The 17387-nt window shown below is 72.1% G+C and carries 13 protein-coding genes and 1 pseudogene; 7 read left to right on the top strand and 7 right to left on the bottom strand.

Translation table 11 applies throughout. The annotated features are described in order from the left end of the window. Window positions 1-49 precede the first annotated feature (49 nt). Complete coding sequence (locus OG485_RS15020; protein WP_328668817.1) at window positions 50-1720, bottom strand: DUF7800 domain-containing protein; 1671 nt, start codon at window positions 1718-1720, stop codon at window positions 50-52. Window positions 1721-1875: 155 nt separating this feature from the next. Further along, window positions 1876-2520 (bottom strand): HNH endonuclease family protein, encoded by a 645-nt coding sequence (locus OG485_RS15015; RefSeq protein WP_328668816.1) that lies wholly within the window; start codon window positions 2518-2520, stop codon window positions 1876-1878. Window positions 2521-3001: 481 nt separating this feature from the next. Between OG485_RS15015 and OG485_RS15010 the strand changes: the two genes are divergently transcribed. Beyond that, on the top strand, window positions 3002-3583 hold the full coding sequence (locus OG485_RS15010) for a TMEM165/GDT1 family protein (RefSeq protein WP_326788064.1): 582 nt from the start codon (window positions 3002-3004) through the stop codon (window positions 3581-3583). 549 nt (window positions 3584-4132) lie between these two features. After that, window positions 4133-4795 carry an HAD-IA family hydrolase gene (locus tag OG485_RS15005; protein ID WP_328668815.1) on the top strand — a complete coding sequence of 221 codons (663 nt, stop codon included), beginning with the start codon at window positions 4133-4135 and terminating at the stop codon, window positions 4793-4795. A gap of 397 nt (window positions 4796-5192) precedes the next feature. On the opposite strand, the gene OG485_RS15000 is transcribed toward OG485_RS15005, so the two are convergent. Beyond that, window positions 5193-6596 carry a peptidoglycan-binding protein gene (locus OG485_RS15000; RefSeq protein ID WP_328668814.1) on the bottom strand — a complete coding sequence of 468 codons (1404 nt, stop codon included), beginning with the start codon at window positions 6594-6596 and terminating at the stop codon, window positions 5193-5195. A gap of 167 nt (window positions 6597-6763) precedes the next feature. On the opposite strand from OG485_RS15000, the gene OG485_RS14995 reads away from it, so the two are divergent. After that, window positions 6764-8941, top strand: a complete 2178-nt coding sequence (locus OG485_RS14995; protein ID WP_443048700.1) for a DHA2 family efflux MFS transporter permease subunit — start codon at window positions 6764-6766, stop codon at window positions 8939-8941. Between the two features lie 3 nt (window positions 8942-8944). Here OG485_RS14995 and OG485_RS14990 read toward each other — a convergent pair whose 3' ends face one another. After that, on the bottom strand, window positions 8945-9466 hold the full coding sequence (locus OG485_RS14990) for a GNAT family N-acetyltransferase (protein ID WP_328668813.1): 522 nt from the start codon (window positions 9464-9466) through the stop codon (window positions 8945-8947). 180 nt (window positions 9467-9646) lie between these two features. On the opposite strand from OG485_RS14990, the pseudogene OG485_RS14985 reads away from it, so the two are divergent. Beyond that, window positions 9647-10267: pseudogene (locus OG485_RS14985) on the top strand (hypothetical protein); the annotation flags it as partial. 272 nt (window positions 10268-10539) lie between these two features. Next, window positions 10540-11352, top strand: a complete 813-nt coding sequence (locus OG485_RS44030) for a hypothetical protein (RefSeq protein WP_443048699.1) — start codon at window positions 10540-10542, stop codon at window positions 11350-11352. A 265-nt stretch (window positions 11353-11617) separates the two neighbouring features. Here the strand turns inward: OG485_RS44030 and OG485_RS14975 are convergent, their stop codons facing one another. After that, the gene (locus OG485_RS14975) at window positions 11618-12073 is read right to left on the bottom strand and encodes a J-domain-containing protein (RefSeq protein ID WP_328668812.1); all 456 of its coding nucleotides are present in this window, start codon (window positions 12071-12073) and stop codon (window positions 11618-11620) included. Between the two features lie 120 nt (window positions 12074-12193). Between OG485_RS14975 and OG485_RS14970 the strand changes: the two genes are divergently transcribed. Further along, a complete protein-coding gene (locus OG485_RS14970; RefSeq protein ID WP_328668811.1) occupies window positions 12194-12589 on the top strand; it encodes a hypothetical protein in 396 nt (131 codons plus the stop codon). 33 nt (window positions 12590-12622) lie between these two features. On the opposite strand, the gene OG485_RS14965 is transcribed toward OG485_RS14970, so the two are convergent. Both OG485_RS14965 and proP read right to left on the bottom strand, forming a co-directional pair. Then, a complete protein-coding gene (locus OG485_RS14965) occupies window positions 12623-13294 on the bottom strand; it encodes an O-methyltransferase (protein ID WP_328668810.1) in 672 nt (223 codons plus the stop codon). A 159-nt stretch (window positions 13295-13453) separates the two neighbouring features. Then, entirely contained in the window at window positions 13454-14839 is a 1386-nt protein-coding gene (gene proP, locus OG485_RS14960) for a glycine betaine/L-proline transporter ProP (RefSeq protein ID WP_328668809.1), read from the bottom strand. A 443-nt stretch (window positions 14840-15282) separates the two neighbouring features. Here proP and OG485_RS14955 point away from each other — a divergent pair, with 443 nt between their 5' ends. Then, window positions 15283-17337, top strand: a complete 2055-nt coding sequence (locus tag OG485_RS14955; protein ID WP_328668808.1) for a bifunctional glycosyltransferase 87/phosphatase PAP2 family protein — start codon at window positions 15283-15285, stop codon at window positions 17335-17337. Window positions 17338-17387 lie beyond the last annotated feature (50 nt).

Raw genomic sequence — 17387 nt, 5'->3', positions numbered from 1 at the left:
CCGCACGCTCCGGTACGCCGTACGGCGCCGGCAACCGCAAGGAATGGACCTATTCCGGGGTGATCCGTGACTCCACCACCGTCGTCAGCCGGGCCGCTCGGCCCGTACGCCCGGTGCCTGCGCCCCGCACAGGCCGCGCCTGTTCGAGGCGCAGGGAGGCCGAACGGCCGTGCAGGGTAAGGGTCATGAGCTGATTGCCGAACCAAGGGCCGCCGGTTTTGCGCCAGTCGACCGGCGGGTGTCCGCAACGGCCGTGCCGGGCAAGGAGGGTGCCGAGCAGCCGGGCCGGGCGGCTCCAGCCGAAGCGGAAGCCGAGCCGTACGGAGAGCGGGATGGAGTTGTGGACGGGGGAGCAGGTCAGCTGGAGCACCCGGGCGGAGGGCTGCTCGGCGGGGTCGGCCCAGACCGGATCGGCGACGTAGGCGTGATGCACGTCTCCCGACAGCACGCACACGGTCGCCGGTGCCCGCTCGCCCGAGCCGGCCTCGGCGATCAGCTCCGCCAACTCCCCGAACGACTCCGGGAACGCCGCCCAGTGCTCCAGGTCGGCTGCGCGCCGCAGCCGCTCGCCGAACCGCGCCCAGCGCCCGCCCCGCTCGCCCCGGCACAGGGCGGCGTCCCACGTCTCCACGTGATGGATCAGCGGGGGCAGCAGCCAGGGCAGCGACGTGCCTATCAGCAGGTGGTCCCGGGAGCCCGGCGCCTCCAGGGCCTGCTCGCGCAGCCAGGCCGCCTCCCCGGGATCGAGCATCGCGCGGTGCTTCTCGTCCAGGACGCGGGCCGCGCGGGTGTCGAGCATCAGGACTCGGGTCCGGCCGAAGTCGCGGCGGTAGCTCCAGCGGACCGAGGCCGGGTCGGCGTCGGCCTGGGCGGCGAAGGCGCGCAGCACGTCCGTGCCGTCGGGGGTCTCGCGTACGGCCGCGTACAGGAGGTCCGCGGAGAGCTCGGCGGGGGAGAGGTTGCCGAGGTGCTGGTGGACCCAGTACGACATCAGACCGCTGAGCACCCGCTCGCGCCACCACGGGATCGCCCGGATCTCCGCCAGCCAGGCCTCGCTGGTGTTCCAGTCATCGATGATGTCGTGATCGTCGAAGATCATGCAGCTCGGCACGGTCGACAGCAGCCAGCGGATCTCGGGGTCGAGCCAGGATTCGTAGTAGAGGCGGGTGTACTCCTCGTAGTCCGCGACCTGATGGCCCGGGGGGTCCGCCAGACCCCTTCGTGCCGCGATCCACGCGCGGGTCGCCCTGGAGACCTCGTCCGCGTACACCTGGTCGCCCAGCAGCAGGAGCACGTCCGGGCGTTCGGCGTCCGGAGCCGAGGCGATCCGGGCGGCGAGGGTGTCCAGGGCGTCGGGTCCCACGGCGTCCTTCTCGTCCGCGGGCGGCGAGGCCCAGCGGCAGGAACCGAAGGTGACACGGACGACGGCGTCCTCGCCCTCGGGGGTGCGGACGACCGAGGGGGGAAAGCGTGAGTCGGGCAGCGGCCACACGGGCGCGCCGTCCAGCAGGATCTCGTACGGGGTGTCCGTGCCCGGTGTCAGTCCGTTCACCGGCACGAGCGCGTAGTGATGGCCCGCGACCTGGAAGGTGCGGGCCCGTCCGCGGGTGCCGTCCGCGCAGCGCACCTCGGCGGTGCACGGGCGGCTCGCCTCGACCCAGAAGGTCGCCGACGAGCCGTCCACATACCTCAGCAGCGGTCCCAGACGCAGCTCGGCCATGGTGATCCCCTCCTCCGTCGTCCCGTACGGTACGGAACGACGGAGGCCTGTGGGGAGGTTCCGGAGACCGTGGGAACACCGTGGGGGGACGGTGTCCGGAACCCTGGCGGCTCATGGCCGCCGGTCTGGGCCGAGGGTGCGGGTCGGGAGGGCGGTCAGCAGCCGGCCAGGACCGAGCTCAGCTTGGTCTTCTCGGCGGAGTCGATCTTCAGGTTGTAGTAGTACTTCACCTGGACCCAGGCGCGGACGTAGGTGCAGGCGTACGCGGTGCGCGAGGGCATCCACGTGGCCGGGTCCTGGTCGCCCTTGGACTGGTTGACGTTGTCCGTGACCGCGAGGAGCTGGGGGCGCGTCACGTCGTTGGCGAAGGCCTGGCGCTGGGCGGTGGTCCAGGCGCTGGCGCCGGAGTCCCAGGCCTCGGCGAGCGGTACGAGGTGGTCGATGTCGACGTCGGAGGCGGCGGTCCAGGTGGCGCCGTCGTACACGGAGTACCAGCTGCCGCTGGTGGAGGCGCACGCGGAGTCGGTGACGACGTTCGAACCGTCGCGCTTGAGGATGTACTCACGGGTGTTGCAGGTGCCGCTGATGGTGATCCAGGTGGGGAACAGATCACGGTCGTAGCCGGTGCGGCTCTCCGTCGCGACGGAGAGGGACGCGAGGTAGGTGCGGGCGGTGGCCGCGCTGACCGGGGTGGGGAGGGCGGCGGAGGCGGTCGGGCCGGTGAAAACACTGGCCATGGCTATCAGACCCGTGATGCCTGCGAGTATGCTCAGCCGTCGACGCGCGTAGACCTTTGGCATGCGAACTCCCTTGTGGTGTGGGGGTGTTGGAGTGCGGGCGAACGAATGCTCGCGGCGTCGTGTTGCCGTGAGGTAAGTGCGCGGTTAGAAAATAATGACGCGTGCATGACATAACAAGGTTCATGACAGAACTTTCTCCGGCGTGAGGGCGTCCGGGCCCGGGGACTTTCGGCTCTGTGGGGCCGCCGTGCGGGTCGCGTACTATGGATGGCGCAGAAGGGGAGTAGCTCTTCGCCGGACCGTCGACATACTGCTCAGCTCGTCTGAGCCGGCGCCCGGAGGCAGGCCTCGATCACGAGACCGGCCAGCGAGACCTTCGGCAAGCAGTGCACTTGCCCTGCCGGGCCTTTCCGGCGTGGGCGCTTGTGCCCGCGCCTCCCGGTGCGGGCGTTGCTGTGTGCTGCCGTGCCGAGGTGTCGCGCAGTCACAGCACGCGCAATCGCAACACTCTCGGCGGGGCAGCCCGACCGATTGAGGGATTTTGATCAGCTTCAGCGTGATGGCGCTCGTTTTCGGTGTCGTCTTCCTTGCCGAGCTGCCGGACAAGACCGCGCTCGCCGGCCTTGTCCTCGGCACGCGCTACCGCGCCTCGTACGTCTTCGTCGGTGTCGCCGCCGCGTTCGCCGTCCATGTGGCGCTCGCCGTCGCGGCGGGCAGTGTGCTGACACTGCTGCCGCAGCAGATCGTGCACGCCGTCACCGGTGTGCTCTTCCTCGGCGGCGCCGCGGTGCTGCTGATGAAGAAGGACGAGGACGAGGAGGAGGTCCGCAAGCCGGCGAACCAGAGCTTCTGGAAGGTGTCCGGGGCGGGCTTCATGCTCATCCTCGTCGCCGAGTTCGGCGACCTCACGCAGATCATGACGGCGAACCTCGCCGCGCGGTACGACGACCCGCTGTCGGTGGGGCTCGGCGCGGTGTTGGGGCTGTGGGCCGTCGCGGGGCTGGGGATCGTGGGCGGCAAGGCGCTGATGAAGCGGGTGCCGCTGTCGTTGATCACCAAGGTGGCGGCTGTGCTGATGCTGGGGCTGGGGGCTTGGAGCCTGTACGAGGCTGTGGCTGCCTGAGGGTTCGCTGCGCTGGCTTCATCAGGGGTTGGGGGTGTTGCCGGGGCGGTGTCTGTGCGGGTTCGCTTGCGCCGGCGTCTGCGGGTGTCGGTGCCGGGTGCGTTGTGGGTCGGGGCCGTGCCGGTGCATCAGCCCGTCGCCGTTGGATGAGGCGTGGCCGTCGGTGGCGACGGGCATCGATGTACCGGCACGGCCCCTCCCGCGCGCGGCCGACTGCGGGTGCGAGATCCAGTCCGTCCGGGCCAGTTTTTTGGCCGCGGGGCAAGATCCAGCCCCTCCGGCGTTTGAGGAGCGGGGTCTGGGGCGGAGCCCCAGGTACGGGACGGGCAGGGGCGGAGGGGGCGAAAACCCTGCGTCCGGACTTGTTCCCGTCGCCCCCCGGAGGGGAGTGGGGCCGGTGTCTGGGGTGGGGCCGGTGGCGCTGGGCGGCGTTGTTTTGTATGTTGTAGGAACAAAGTGGTTCCCGTCCGCACTCCCTGACCGGCGGGCGGGGCCGCCTTGTTTCCCGGGGGTGCTTTTGTCCCCCTGTCTGCGTTTTGGAGCCTGCCGATGACCACGGCCACCACAGTTCTGACCGCCCGCGCCCTCCTGCTCGACATGGACGGCACCCTCGTCAACTCGGACGTCGTCGTCGAGCGCTGCTGGCGCGGCTGGGCCGACCGGCACGGGCTGGACGGGGACGAGGTCATGAAGGTCGTTCACGGCAGGCAGGGGTACGCCTCGATGGCGGTGCTGTTGCCGGACCGTCCCATGGAGCAGAACCACGCGGACAACGCGCGGATGCTGGCCGAGGAGACCGCCGACATGGAGGGCGTCGTCGCGATCCCGGGTGCGCCGGAGTTCCTCGCCTCCCTGGCCGGAGTGCCGCACGCGCTCGTCACCTCGGCGGATGTGGCGCTGTCCAGCGGGCGGATGGCCGCGGCCGGTCTCGGACTTCCCGATGTCCGTGTCACCGCCGAGTCCGTCGGTGCCAGCAAGCCCGATCCCGAAGGCTTCCTGAAGGGGGCGGCCGAGCTGGGGATCGCGCCCGAGGACTGTGTCGTCTTCGAGGACTCCGGAGCGGGGATCGCCGCGGGGCTGGCCGCCGGGATGCGGGTCGTGGGGGTCGGTCCCCGAGCAGGGATCCACGGGCCGGATGTGCTCGTACGCGATCTGACCGAGGTCCGCGTCGAGGTTGTCGGAGACGGGACCGTCCGCCTTCACATCGGCTGAGGTCCTTCGTACCGGCTGAGGGTACGGATCCCCTCCGGGGGTGACGGGAGCCGGGCTGGGCGCAGGGTTTTTCGCCCCCTCCGCCCCTACCCTCCCCCAAGGTCTCGGCTTCGCTCGACCAGGGGGACCCCCATCACCCCTGGGGCTCCGCCCCGGACCCCGCTCCTCAAACGCCGGAGGGGCTGAAAATCACGCACGTGAGGGACGGCACCCAAGCGGCCGTGCACCCGCAGCCGGGATCCGGCGGAAGGGGCCGTGCCGGTACATCGATGCCCGTCGCCACCGACGGCCACGCCTCATCCAACGGCGACGGGCTGATGTACCGGCACGGCCCCGACCCACCCACCGAACCCGCACCGCAAACGCCGGCGCAGCGAACCCGCACGGACCTCCCGGGCTACGGCTGCGACGTCTCCGACTCCAGGCTCGCCCGTGTGGCCGGGCCGTACACCCCGGGGTCGTCTCCTGAGATGCCCCGCGTCCACTGGTACCAGCGCACGGCGTCTTCGAGGTGGCGGTCGAACTGGCCGTCGGCCTTCCGCATGTACATCCTCAGCTGGCTCAGCCGGAGCTGGAGCTCGGTCACCTCGGACCCGCTGTCGCCGCGCCGCAGGGTGGGCCCGGCCACTTCGTTCGAACCGCCGCCCCCGGTGGACGCCACGGATCCCGTCGCGGTCGCTGTCGGGCTCGGGCGCGCGGACGCCGCCGACGCCGTGGCCGACGAGGACGGTGACGCCGACGTGTCCGACTCGGACGCCGACGGCGACGCGCTCGTGCTCGTGCTCGATGAGGCCGACGCGGACGCCGAGGCGGACTCCGACGAGGACGCGCTCGCCGACGGCACCGCGGAGGCTGTGTCGGACAGGACGTCCGGGGCGCTCGCCCTGACGTCCTTCGCCTGACCCTCGTCGCGCGCGGGAGGGTCGTGGGAGAGCAGACCGCTCGCCACCCCCGCCGCGGCCATCACGGTCACCACGACTCCGGTGACGGCCAGGACACCGCTGCGCCGGCGACGCCCGGCCCGGCCCGCGGGCGAGGCCTCCTGGCCGGGCCCCGAGGCGCGCGCGTTCTCGTGGAAGAGGCGGACGTCGGTGGCGCGCGCGTCCGAGGGGAGCGCCTTCAGCCGCATGGTCGCGTCCGCCGGCATCGGTGCCGACGGCGTGGCCACCTCGGGCGGCAACGGTGCCGAGCGCGGGGCGGCGTCCGCCGGTACCGGGGCCAGCCGCATGGTCGCGTCCGCCGGGATCGCGGCGAGCTGCATGGTCGAAGCGGCCGCGTCCTCTCCGTCCGCCGGCATCGGCATCCCGCCGACCGGCTGGGCGCCGGCCATGGAGCCCGTCGGCTCGACGCCGCCGGCCGGGGTGCCGCCGTGGAAGCGCGGGTCGTCGCCGTTCACCGGCGTGGCAGCGGCCGCCCAACCCCCGCCGCCCGGAGACGCCCCCTGGGCGCCCACGGGTGCCCAGGTGCCCTCCGGCGTCCAGGTGCCCGCTTCGGCGGCCGCCCAGGGCTCTCCGGCCGTCGGGGCGGCCTGCCAGGGGCCCATGGCCGTGCCGGCCGGACCCGGTGCGCCGGCGCTCTCGGCAGGCTCCCAGCCCCCTCCGATGTGCCCGGAGTACTCCGGGCCCAGTTCTACGTAGGGCCGTATGCGCAGCGGGTTGAAGTCCTCCGCCGCCGCGGCCTCCGCCGAGCGCTCGTCGCGCAGGGCGTCGGACGCCCTGCGGGTGCAGGCGCAGGACGGGGTGCCGTCCTGCGCCCGGTGTGCGGCGCACTCGGGGCAGACATGCCCGGTCGGTTCAGTCACGAGTGGGTCCCTCCCCCCTGAAAGCTCCAGTGATTATGCGGACGACCTTCATACAACCTTCAAGCAGCCCCCCTGAATCGCGGATTCCGGTTGGCTCGACAGGCCATAACCGGACACACCGATCAGGATGGAGGGTGACCTGGACCCTCGGTGCTCAGGGAGGCCGCATGACCGGGGACGCGCACGGTTCCGACACACCGTCCGGCCAGGGGCCGGAAGGCGTGGAGGCGTCGGCGGGCGGCGGCACGGGCGAGCCGCCCGGACTGCACGACTCGGTCGAGGTGAGCGAGTCGGCGGTGCGCCGCCGCAGCGCGGCGGCGACCGACGCCCGGGACACCGTGCACGGCAGCGGCGTCTTCGTGTCCATCGGCGCCCTGCTGCTCGGCATGCTGCTCGCCGCGCTGGACCAGACGATCGTGTCCACCGCGCTGCCGACCATCGTGAGCGACCTCGGCGGCCTGGAGCACCTGTCCTGGGTGGTCACGGCGTACCTGCTCGCGTCGACGGCGGCGACCCCGCTGTGGGGCAAGCTCGGCGACCAGTACGGCCGCAAGAAGCTCTTCCAGACGGCGATCGTGATCTTCCTGATCGGGTCGGCGCTGTGCGGCATGTCGCAGAACATGGGTGAGCTGATCGGCTTCCGCGCGTTGCAGGGACTCGGCGGCGGCGGGCTGATGGTGCTGTCGATGGCCATCGTCGGCGACCTCGTCCCGCCGCGTGAACGGGGCAAGTACCAGGGGCTGTTCGGAGCGGTGTTCGGCGCGACGAGTGTGCTCGGGCCGCTGCTCGGCGGGCTGTTCACGGAACATCTGAGCTGGCGCTGGGTCTTCTACATCAACCTGCCCGTCGGTGTCGTCGCGCTCGTGGTGATCGCCGCGGTCCTGCACATCCCCAGGAAGTCGGCACGGCGCGTCATCGACTACGCCGGTACGTTCCTGATCGCCGCGGTCGCCACCTGCCTGGTCCTGGTGGCCTCGCTGGGCGGCACCACCTGGGACTGGGGCTCGCCGCAGGTCATCGGGCTCGTGATCCTCGGCGTGGTCCTCGGTGTCGCCTTCGTCGCGGTGGAGCGGCGCGCGGCCGAACCCGTGCTGCCGCTCAAGCTGTTCCGGGTCCACACGTTCACGCTGTCCGCGATCATCAGCTTCATCGTGGGGTTCGCGATGTTCGGCGCGATGACCTATCTGCCGACGTTCCTCCAGGTCGTGCAGGGCGTCTCGCCCACGATGTCCGGCGTGCACATGCTGCCGATGGTGTTCGGGCTGCTGCTGTCCTCCACGGTCTCCGGTCAGATCGTCAGCCGTACCGGCCGCTGGAAGGTGTTCCCGGTCGCCGGCACCGGCGTCACCGCCCTCGGTCTGCTCCTGCTGCACCAGCTCGACGAGAACAGCGGCACGGGCGAGATGAGCGTGTACTTCTTCGTGTTCGGCCTGGGCCTCGGCCTGGTCATGCAGGTGCTGGTCCTCATCGTGCAGAACGCGGTGTCGTACGAGGATCTGGGCGTCGCCACCTCCGGGGCGACCTTCTTCCGGTCCATCGGCGCCTCGTTCGGCGTCGCGATCTTCGGCACGGTCTTCGCGGGCCGCCTCGGCGACAACCTGACGAAGGCGCTGGGCGGGCAGCAGCTTCCCCCCGGCATCACCACGGACTCCCTGAAGGCCGACCCGAAGGGGATCGCCCAGCTGCCGGCCGACCTGCGGCCGTCCGTCCTGCACGCGTTCGCGACATCGATCACCGATGTCTTCCTGTACGCCGCCCCGGTCGCCCTGCTCGGTTTCGTGCTGGCCTGGTTCCTGCGCGAGGACAAGCTGCGCGGCTCCGTCACGGCCCCCGACGTCACGGAGACGCTCGCCAGCAACCCGGTCGAGCGGTCGTCGTACGACGAGGTGTGCCGGGCGCTGTCCGTGCTCGGTACCCGGGAGGGGCGCCGCGAGATCTACGAGAAGATCACCGCGCGCGCGGGCTACGACCTGCTGCCGGCGGCGAGCTGGCTGCTGCTGCGGATCAAGAAGTACGGGTGGGCCGAACCCGCTCTCCTGGCCGAGCACAGTGCCGTGCCCCTGGACGTCGTCCTGGCCGCCGCCCGCCAGCTGGAGGAACGCCGGCTCGTCCGCCGCGAGGGCCTGGACCTGGTCCTGACCGATGAGGGCCGCGCGGCCGCCGGGAATCTGTCCAGGGCCCGCGAGGAGTCCTTCTCCGACCTCCTCGGCGACTGGTGGACACCGGACCGCCCGACGGACCTCACCCAGCTGGTCGAGGAGCTGAACGAAGAGATGTGCGGCTCCGACGCGGAACGCCCCCACGAGCGCACGCTGCTCGGCCGGCCCGAGGGAGAAATGGGCTGAGCGTCAGCCGGCCAGATCCTTCCGGAACCAGTGCTCGGCGTAGGTCTCGTCGTTGTGCGCCGGGGTCTCCTCGTACCCGTGCCGGGCGTACAGGGCCCGCGCCTCGACGAGGTCGGAGCGGGTGTCGAGGACGAGCTGCCGGGCGCCCAGGTCACGGGCGGCCGTCTCGGCGGCCGCCAGCAGGAGCGGGGCCGCGCCCTTGCCGCGCAGGTCCGCGCGGACGAAGACCCGTTTCAGCTCGCCCGTCGTGGCGTCGAGCATCCGCACCCCCGCCGTGCCGCCGGGCTCACCGTCGTGGCGGGCGACCAGCAGCACACCCGCCGGCGGAGTGAACTCGGAGCCCGTGTGCGCGGCGATCTCGCGCTCCAGCTCGTCGGGATCCGTCGTACGCCCTTCGTACACCCGATACCACCGGTCGCTGACCTCCGTGTAGTACGCCCGCCACAGGGCTTGGGCGGCAGGGGAGTCGAAGGGTTCCGGGGTCACGCTCCAGGAGCCCTGTGTGCCGGACGGAGATCGGGTCATGGGCGCCATTGTCGGTGGGCGCCGCCCCCGGCGCGCAACCGGATAACGAGCTCGTCCGAACAGTGCGACGGGGAAGGGGCGTTGACGGCTCGCGCCGTCACGGGGGCCGTTTGAGGAGCGGGTTCCGGGCAACCCGGTCCAGGAACCGGCCCGTTGGGTCGAGAACCCGGGAAGGCACCCATGTCCACAGGCGTGATCGTCGCTCTGATCATCGTGGCGGCCGTTGCCGTTGTCGCGGCCGCCCTCACCCTCCGCGCCCGAAGGCCGCCGGGCGGGCGCTCCCTGCGGCGGCGCTTCGGACCGGAGTACGACCGGACCGTCGCCCGGCACGACGGCGACACCCAGGCCGCCGAACGCGACCTCAACGAGCGGGTGAAGCGGCACGGCGCACTGCGGGCGCGGCCGCTGGAACCCGCGGCCAGGGAACGGTACGCGGCCGGCTGGACGGCCGCCCAGGAACGCTTCGTCGACTCGCCCCGGGAGGCGGTGGCCGAGGCCGACCGGCTGCTCGGCGAGCTGGCCGGAGCACGCGGATTCCCCGACGGGGACCGTTACGAGGAACAGGTGTCCGCGCTCTCCGTCCACCACGGACACCACGTCCACGGCTACCGCCGCGTGCACCGGGCCGCACTGGCCCGCACCGGCGGCAACGGGAACGGCGGCGTCGACACCGAGAAGCTGCGCGAGGCCATGCTGGAGGCGCGCGACCTCTTCGACGACCTGCTGACCCCGACCCGCGAGGACACCTCGCCCGGCCGGGCGCGCGACACGGACGACGTGAGCGAGCCCCCGGCCGCCCGTCCGGAGCGCAGCGAGCGGTTCGCCCTGACCAAGGACGCCCGGAGCGCCGAGCCCGAGCCGACACCGGCGAACGCCGGGCGCACCGAGCAGGCGGAGCCGACGGAGCGTACCGGGCGCACAGGGCGCGCCGAGAGCACCGGGCACACGGAGAGCGCCGAGAGCGGCGCGAGCAGTGAGAACAGCACCAGGAACTCCACCCCCGACACTCGCTCCCACCTTCCCTGGTCCTTCACCAGGCGTCAGGCGAAGGGGAGTTGAAGAAGGTGAGCACCATGAAGCCAGAACAGGATCCCGAGCGGACCCCGTCCCGCGAGGCCGCTGCCATGAAGGGCCGTGTGACCCCGGTACCCGCCGGGCGTTCTTCGGACGACCGGGCGGACGAGAACCGCGGAGAGGCCGAGGAAGTGTCGCGCCGCGAGGCCCTGAAGGGCCAGGTGGACCCCGTGCCCACCGAGACCGCTCCGGGCGCCCCGGACAGGAACGGCACCCGCGACAGGAACGGCACCCCCGACAAGAACGGCACCCCGGACAGGAACGGCGGCCGTGCCACCGACGGTGACGACCGGACAGTCCGCCCGGCCGGGACCGGTGCGACGGCCCGCGCGACGACGGGCGCCGACATCGACGAGCGAGAGGCCCCGGGCGACGGCCGTGCGGGGCGTACGGGCACCGGCCCCGCATCCCGCGCGTCCGGGGCCCTCGAAGGCCCCGGGCCGCGCCCCGTGCCCCGTGACGCCGGGGGAGCGCTCAGGGGCGGGTCGGCGGACACCCAGGACCGTGCGGGCGACTCCGCCGGGCGGGACGAGCGGATGCTGCCGCTGGACGAGCACGACAAGTTCTCGTTGCGGATGCGGCACGCGGTCGGCGGGTTCGTCGACGGGCCGCAGGCCTCCGTCGAGGAGGCCGACCATGTGCTGGAGGAACTCGCGGGCCGGTTCACGGAAGCCGTGACCCGGCGGCGGCGCGACCTGCGTACGTCCTGGCAGTCCGGCGGCGAGGGCAAGGCGACGGACCCCGACACCGAGCGGCTCCGGCTCGCCCTGCGGGACTACCGCGAGATGACCGAGCGGCTCCTGCGGCTCTGAGCCTGCTCCGACACCCTCCCCGGCGAAAAGTGAGGCCGCGTCCCGGACCATGCCCCGGGACGCGGCCTCACGCCCTTCGCGCCGCCTCACCACGCCAGGCGCAAGCTCTCCCGTCGGCCCGTCGGCCCGTCGGCCCGTCGGCCCGTCGGGCTCAGGTTCGTCCTGCCGTTCGGTCCTGTCCGGGGGCGGCCGCGGGGTTCGTCGTGCCGACGGTGCCGACGGTTCCGGGCCGGACCGCCTCCGGCGTTCCGCCGTCCGTCCCGGCTCATGCGGATCCGGTGGCTCCCCGCTCGTCGGGCCCCGGGCCGCCGGGCCCCGGGCTCTCGCGGGCCGCGCGCCACTCCCCGACGATCTTCTCCACGTCGTACGGCTTGAGCCCGAGCGGAGGCCCGGGCGGCGGCTTGAACATGACCTCGCGGATCTTGGCGTTGATGTCCTCGACGGCCCGCCGTACCGCCCGCTCCGAAGGGAGCGCGGGAATCGCCGCGAGCACGTCCTCCGCCTCCTTGCGCAGGGCCAGTGTGGGCGGCAGGACCGACAGCCCCTCGCGGGCCATCTTCCGCTTGATCCACCAGAGTTCGTCGTACGGGGTGTCGGTGACCTCCGGCAGCGGCTTGCCCGCGCCGGGGAGTTCCGTGAATTCGCCGCGGGCCTCCGCCTGGCGGATCTGTCGGTCGACCCAGGACTCGAAGCTGACACCGGGTGGCTTGCGCTCGGTCATGAGTCCATTGTGCCGGAGGTCACACGGCGAGGGGAAAGGTCGAATTATCATGCGGCGGCGACGGGGCAACGACGTTCCCCGGCGGGACAATTGGACCAGCACCTCACGAAGGAGCGCGCGTTGCTCGAACTCACCATGGCCTCGGTGTCCGGAGGGGACGCCGGAGCGACGGCCGGGATGCAGATGGCCGACGCGCCGAGCGATCCCGGAGCCATGCTGCGGGTGGGCAGGGACCGGGCCGTGTGCCGTCTCGCGACCCCCGACGACTGGCTGTTCGTCTCCCGGGTCCACCTGGAGTTCCAGTGCGGCCCGGACGGCTCCTGGCAGGTCACCTGGCTCCGGGGTTCCCACGCGGAGCCGTCCTCCGAGGTCCGGCTGATCCTGACGGGGCTGCAGCCCCAGCCGCTTCCGTACGGCGGGACGGCCAGACTCCCGGCGGGCGGCTCCGGTGAGCTCGTCATCCAGGACCGCACCGGGCCCAACACCGTGAACGTGGGCTTCTACCACGAACTCTAGGAGCGGTGCGGCGGTGCGGGGCGGGACCGGGGGTCAGGCTTCCACACGGGCCAGGGCGAACCCGTCGTACCCCTTGATGCCCACCGTCTGCAGCGCCGTGCCGTTCAACTTGGGGTGGGAGGCGATCAGTTCGAGCGCGGCCCGGGTGCCCAGCACGCTCGGGTCGGTGCTCGACCCGTCGATGACGGCTCCGCCGCGGACCACGTTGTCGAGGACGATCACGCTGCCGGGCCGGGTGAGCCGGACCGCCCACTCGATGTAGTGGGGGTTGTTCACCTTGTCCGCGTCGATGAAGACGAGGTCGAACGGCTCCGGATTCTCGTCCGCCAGCTTCGGCAGGGTCTCCAGGGCGGGACCCACCCGCACCTCGACGATCTTGTCGAGGCCCGCCCGCGCGAGGTTGGCGCGGGCGACCTCGGCGTGCCGGGGGTCGTACTCGAGGGTGATCAGCCGACCGTCGGCCGGCAGCGCGCGGCCCATCCAGATGGTGCTGTAACCGCCGAGCGTGCCGATCTCCAGGATGCGGCGGGCGCCCTGGATCTCGGCGATCAGCCGGAGCAGCTTCCCGTGGTTCGGCGCGACGTTGATGGGGGGCAGTCCGGCCGCGTCGCTGTCGTGCAGCGCGGCGGCGAGGATCTCGTCGGCGGGGGCCAGGAGGTTGGTGAAGTGGTCGTCGACGTCGTTCCAGAGCTGCGACTCGCTCATGCACCGGGCCTTTCATAGCCTAGGACCTGTCCGGTTGGATGCGCTGAGGACTTCCGGGACCGAACCTAGCCGTCGGCGCTCCCGCGTGCCAGCGGGGGCCGGGGCCGCGCCGACGGCTTTCGGGCCCCGCGCGCCGACGGCTTTCGGGCCGCATGGATGTCAGCGGCTCGCGGGTTCCACGGCGGGTGCCGAGCCCGGCAGCGGCCGGCCCGCCGACTCCGTCATGAACCACACCGCCGCACCGCCGATCACGGCCGCGGCCATCATGTAGTACGCGGGCATCATCATGTTCCCGGTCGCTCCGATGAGGGCGGTGACGACCAGCGGGGTCGTTCCGCCGAAGAGCGAGACGGAGACGTTGAAGCCGATCGAGAGCGAGCCGTAGCGCACCCGGGTCGGGAAGAGCGCCGGGAGCGCGGCCGGCATCGCCGCGGTGAAGCAGACCAGCAGCAGGCCGAGGGCGCCCATGCCGAGCGCGACGGCGAGCAGGCTGCCCTGGCGGATCAGCAGCAGGGCCGGGACGGACAGGGCGAGGAAGCCGGCGCAGCCCGCGGCGATCACCGGGCGGCGGCCGATCCGGTCGGTCAGGGCGCCCGCGAACGGCTGCACGACCATCATCAGCGCCATCACGCCGAGGACCACGAGCAGACCGTGCGTCTCGTCGTACTTGAGCTCGCTGGTCAGGTAGCTCGGCATGTAGGACAGCAGCATGTAGTCGGTGACGTTGAAGACCAGCACCAGGCCCATGCACAGCAGCAGGGTGCGCCACTGGCCGGTGACCATCTCACGCAGCGGCACCTTCGGACGGCCGGCCTCGGACTTCTCGAGCTCCGCGGCGAACGCCGGGGTCTCCTCAAGCCGCATCCGCAGATACAGCCCGACGATGCCCATCGGGCCCGCGATCAGGAACGGCACGCGCCAGCCCCAGGACAGCAGGTCGTCGGTGGACAGCAGGGCGGTCATCAGGGTCACCAGACCCGCGCCGCCGATGTATCCGGCCAGCGTGCCGAACTCCAGCCAGCTTCCGAAGAAGCCGCGCCTCTTGTCGGGCGCGTACTCGGCGATGAAGGTCGAGGCGCCCGCGTACTCGCCGCCGGTGGAGAAGCCCTGCACCAGACGGGCCGCGAGCAGCAGGACCGGAGCGCCGACGCCGATCGTGGCGTACGACGGGATCAGACCGATGGCGAAGGTGCCGGCCGCCATCATGATCATGGTGAGGGCGAGGACCTTCTGGCGGCCGATCCGGTCGCCGAGCGGGCCGAAGACCATGCCGCCGAGCGGGCGGACGAGGAAGGCCGCGGCGAAGGCGCCGAAGGTCGCGAGGAGCTGGGCGGTCGGGTTGCCCGAGGGGAAGAAGACCTTGCCCAGGGTCACCGCGATGTAGCTGTAGACGCCGAAGTCGAACCATTCCATCGCGTTGCCGAGCGCCGCCGCTTTCACGGCGCGCCTGACCAGCGCGGGGTCGGTGACGGTGACCTCGGGGGAGGCGGGGCGGGCGGGAGCGGGGAGGCGTACGGCGGAGGCTGTCGGGGTCGCGGTCGGCAAGGGCCTTCCTTTCGCCGGGGACAGGGACGGGCCCGCCCGGGGGCGGCCCGGGGGCTCGCACAGGTGACCCGTGGGTCGCCCGGGGCGGACCCGGTGGCCCACCCGGAGGCGGGCCGAAAAGCGACCTTAGGCCCGTTCGTCCCCGTCACGTGGTGTATGCGGCCCGCCGCGCAGCGCACATAAAGGCCGCGTACGCAGGCGTGACGGGACGGACGGAGCCGCCCCCACGGAGGCCCGTCTGTGATCCATGTCGCCGGGCCGGCGGGGAACCGGCCCCTTCGCCGACCGTCGACATTCGGACAAAGTGGAGAAGCCGCCGGGCCGATCGAGGGCTCCCGCGCCTTCCGGTGAGGGTGGCCGCGACACGCGAGGTCCTGATATGGGTTGACATAAGGGATCTGTGAGACACGGACCGGTCAATGGGTCAGGAGGGTCGACAAGGCGTGGCGAACGTGGAGCACGGCGGACGACCGGGCGAGAGCCTCGTGGGAGCGCCGGAGACGGTGCGAGCACGGCTGCGCGCCCTTCGCGTCGGGCTCTGGGCCGTCGCCGCGATACTGGCCGTCCGACAGGTCGCCGCCGTCCTCGGCACCCCCAAGGCGGACCGGCTGACGGATCTGGAGACCTGGGTCGGCCCGAACGGCGTACTGCACGTGAAGGGCTCGCTGTACGACTCGACACGGTTCACCGGCACCCCGCTCGGCGGCCTCGTCCTCAAACCTCTCACCCGGTCGGCCGAACAGGCCCTCGGCTGGGGCTGGACCTTCGGCACCCTGCTGCTCGTCGTGGCGCTCGGCCTGGTGGCCGCCCGCGCCCTGCCGCCGCCCGTGGGCCGGCGTACGTCACTGCTCGCCGCACCCGTGGCCGTCAGCCTGCTGATGCTGTCGCTCCCCGTACGCAACGCGCTCTACCTCGGCCAGACCAGCATCATCCCGGTGCTGCTCGTCCTGCTCGGCTGCTTCGTCGTCCGCGGGGAACGCGTCTGCGGGGTCCTCATCGGGCTCGCGGCGGCCCTCCAGCCGACCGTGCTGCTCTTCACGCCGCTTCTCTGGTTCACCGGCCGCCGCCGCGCCGCCGCCTCCACCGGGGCCACGTTCGCCGCCCTCACCGCGCTCGCCTGGGCCGCGATGCCGCACGACTCGAACACGTACTGGGTGCACCACCTGGCGGGCGTCGGCCTCGGCAAGGACGCCGACGACCTCGCCAACCAGTCCCTGCACGGCGCGCTGCTCCGGCTCGGTCTCACCGGACCGCTGGAGGTCGGTCTCTTCCTGGCGCTCGGCGCGGCCGTCGCCGTCGTCGGACTCCGCCGCGCGGTGCGCTACGCCCGTGACGGGCAGCTGCTGCTCGCCGTCGCGGTGACCGGCTGCGTCGCCGTCGCCGTCTCGCCCACCACCTGGCAGCACCAGGTGCTGTGGGTGCTGCTCGCGCTCGTCGGCCGGGTCGGCCGGAAGGCCTCGGACCGCTATGTGTGGCCCGTCGCGGTCATTCTGGTCATGACGCTGCCCGCCCGGATGATGCTGCCGGACATGCCGGTGCTCCAGCCGCTGCGCGACAACGTCGTGCTGATCGCCGCGCTGGCCGCCGCCACCGTCGTACCGTTCCTGTCCCGTACGTCCGCGTGCTACCGCGCCCCGGTCCCCGCCGAGCACGCGGCGCCCGTCCCCACCCGGTGGAGGCGGGTTCCGCTGCTGCCGTCGGGCCGGGTCCTCAACCGTACGAACCTGCTGCTCGAACTTCTCCTGATCCGCGTCGGGTACTCCGCCTACCAGCAGGTCAGGCTGGCCGCGACGGGTGGCACCAACTCCGGCGGCAGGGCCGCCGCCGAGCATCACGGCGAGCAGATCCTCGCCGTCGAGCGGTTCCTGCACCTGGATGTCGAGCACTGGGTCAACCACTCGGTGGTCCAGGTCCCCTTCCTGAGGGATTTCTTCGACTTCTACTACCAGTCGTTCCACTTCGGTGTCCCGCTCACCATCCTCGCCGTGCTCTACGTCTGCCGCCCGGCCGACCACCGCTGGGCCCGCTCCGCCCTCGGCTTCGCCACCCTCCTCGCGCTCGTCGGCTTCTGGCTCTACCCGCTCGCCCCGCCGCGCCTGATGCCGGGCCTCGGCGTGATCGACACCGTGCACGGCGTGCAGGACTTCTCCAGGCCCGACTACGGCACGCTGACCGAGCTGACCAACCAGTACGCGGCGATGCCCTCGCTGCACTTCGGCTGGTCCCTGTGGTGCGGGGTCGTCATCGCGGTGCTGGCGCCCCGGTGGTGGATGAAGGCGCTGGGCCTGCTGCACCCGCTGCTGACGCTCTCCTCGATCGTGGCGACCGGAAATCACTGGGTCCTGGACGCAGGCGGCGGCGCGGCGGTGGTCGCCACGGGCTTCGGGCTGACGTATCTCCTCACCGGCCCGCGGTCCCGGACGCCCGGGGAACCGGCCGAGGCGGGTGTGGAACCGCCGGTCCGTGCGGTGGGCCGGGCAGGCCGGACACAGGGCTGATCCGGTCACGTGCCTGGGCTGATCCGGTGCCGTGTCCGGGGAGGGGGCGG

The sequence above is a fragment of the Streptomyces sp. NBC_00328 genome, assembly GCF_036139655.1.
Taxonomy (GTDB): domain Bacteria; phylum Actinomycetota; class Actinomycetes; order Streptomycetales; family Streptomycetaceae; genus Streptomyces.
Note: the sequence above shows the minus strand (reverse complement) of the source record. Positions and strands in the feature narration are given on the sequence as shown.

Bases quoted from the DNA above. Each gene is read 5' to 3' on its own strand.
- OG485_RS14965 (WP_328668810.1), bottom strand. From the start codon at position 13,294: ATGAGCGAGTCGCAGCTCTGGAACGACGTCGACGACCACTTCACCAAC.
- OG485_RS15015 (WP_328668816.1), bottom strand. From the start codon at position 2,520: ATGCCAAAGGTCTACGCGCGTCGACGGCTGAGCATACTCGCAGGCATC.
- OG485_RS15020 (WP_328668817.1), bottom strand. From the start codon at position 1,720: ATGGCCGAGCTGCGTCTGGGACCGCTGCTGAGGTATGTGGACGGCTCG.
- OG485_RS14975 (WP_328668812.1), bottom strand. From the start codon at position 12,073: ATGACCGAGCGCAAGCCACCCGGTGTCAGCTTCGAGTCCTGGGTCGAC.
- OG485_RS14995 (WP_443048700.1), top strand. From the start codon at position 6,764: ATGACCGGGGACGCGCACGGTTCCGACACACCGTCCGGCCAGGGGCCG.
- OG485_RS15005 (WP_328668815.1), top strand. From the start codon at position 4,133: ATGACCACGGCCACCACAGTTCTGACCGCCCGCGCCCTCCTGCTCGAC.
- OG485_RS14990 (WP_328668813.1), bottom strand. From the start codon at position 9,466: ATGACCCGATCTCCGTCCGGCACACAGGGCTCCTGGAGCGTGACCCCG.
- OG485_RS44030 (WP_443048699.1), top strand. From the start codon at position 10,540: ATGAAGCCAGAACAGGATCCCGAGCGGACCCCGTCCCGCGAGGCCGCT.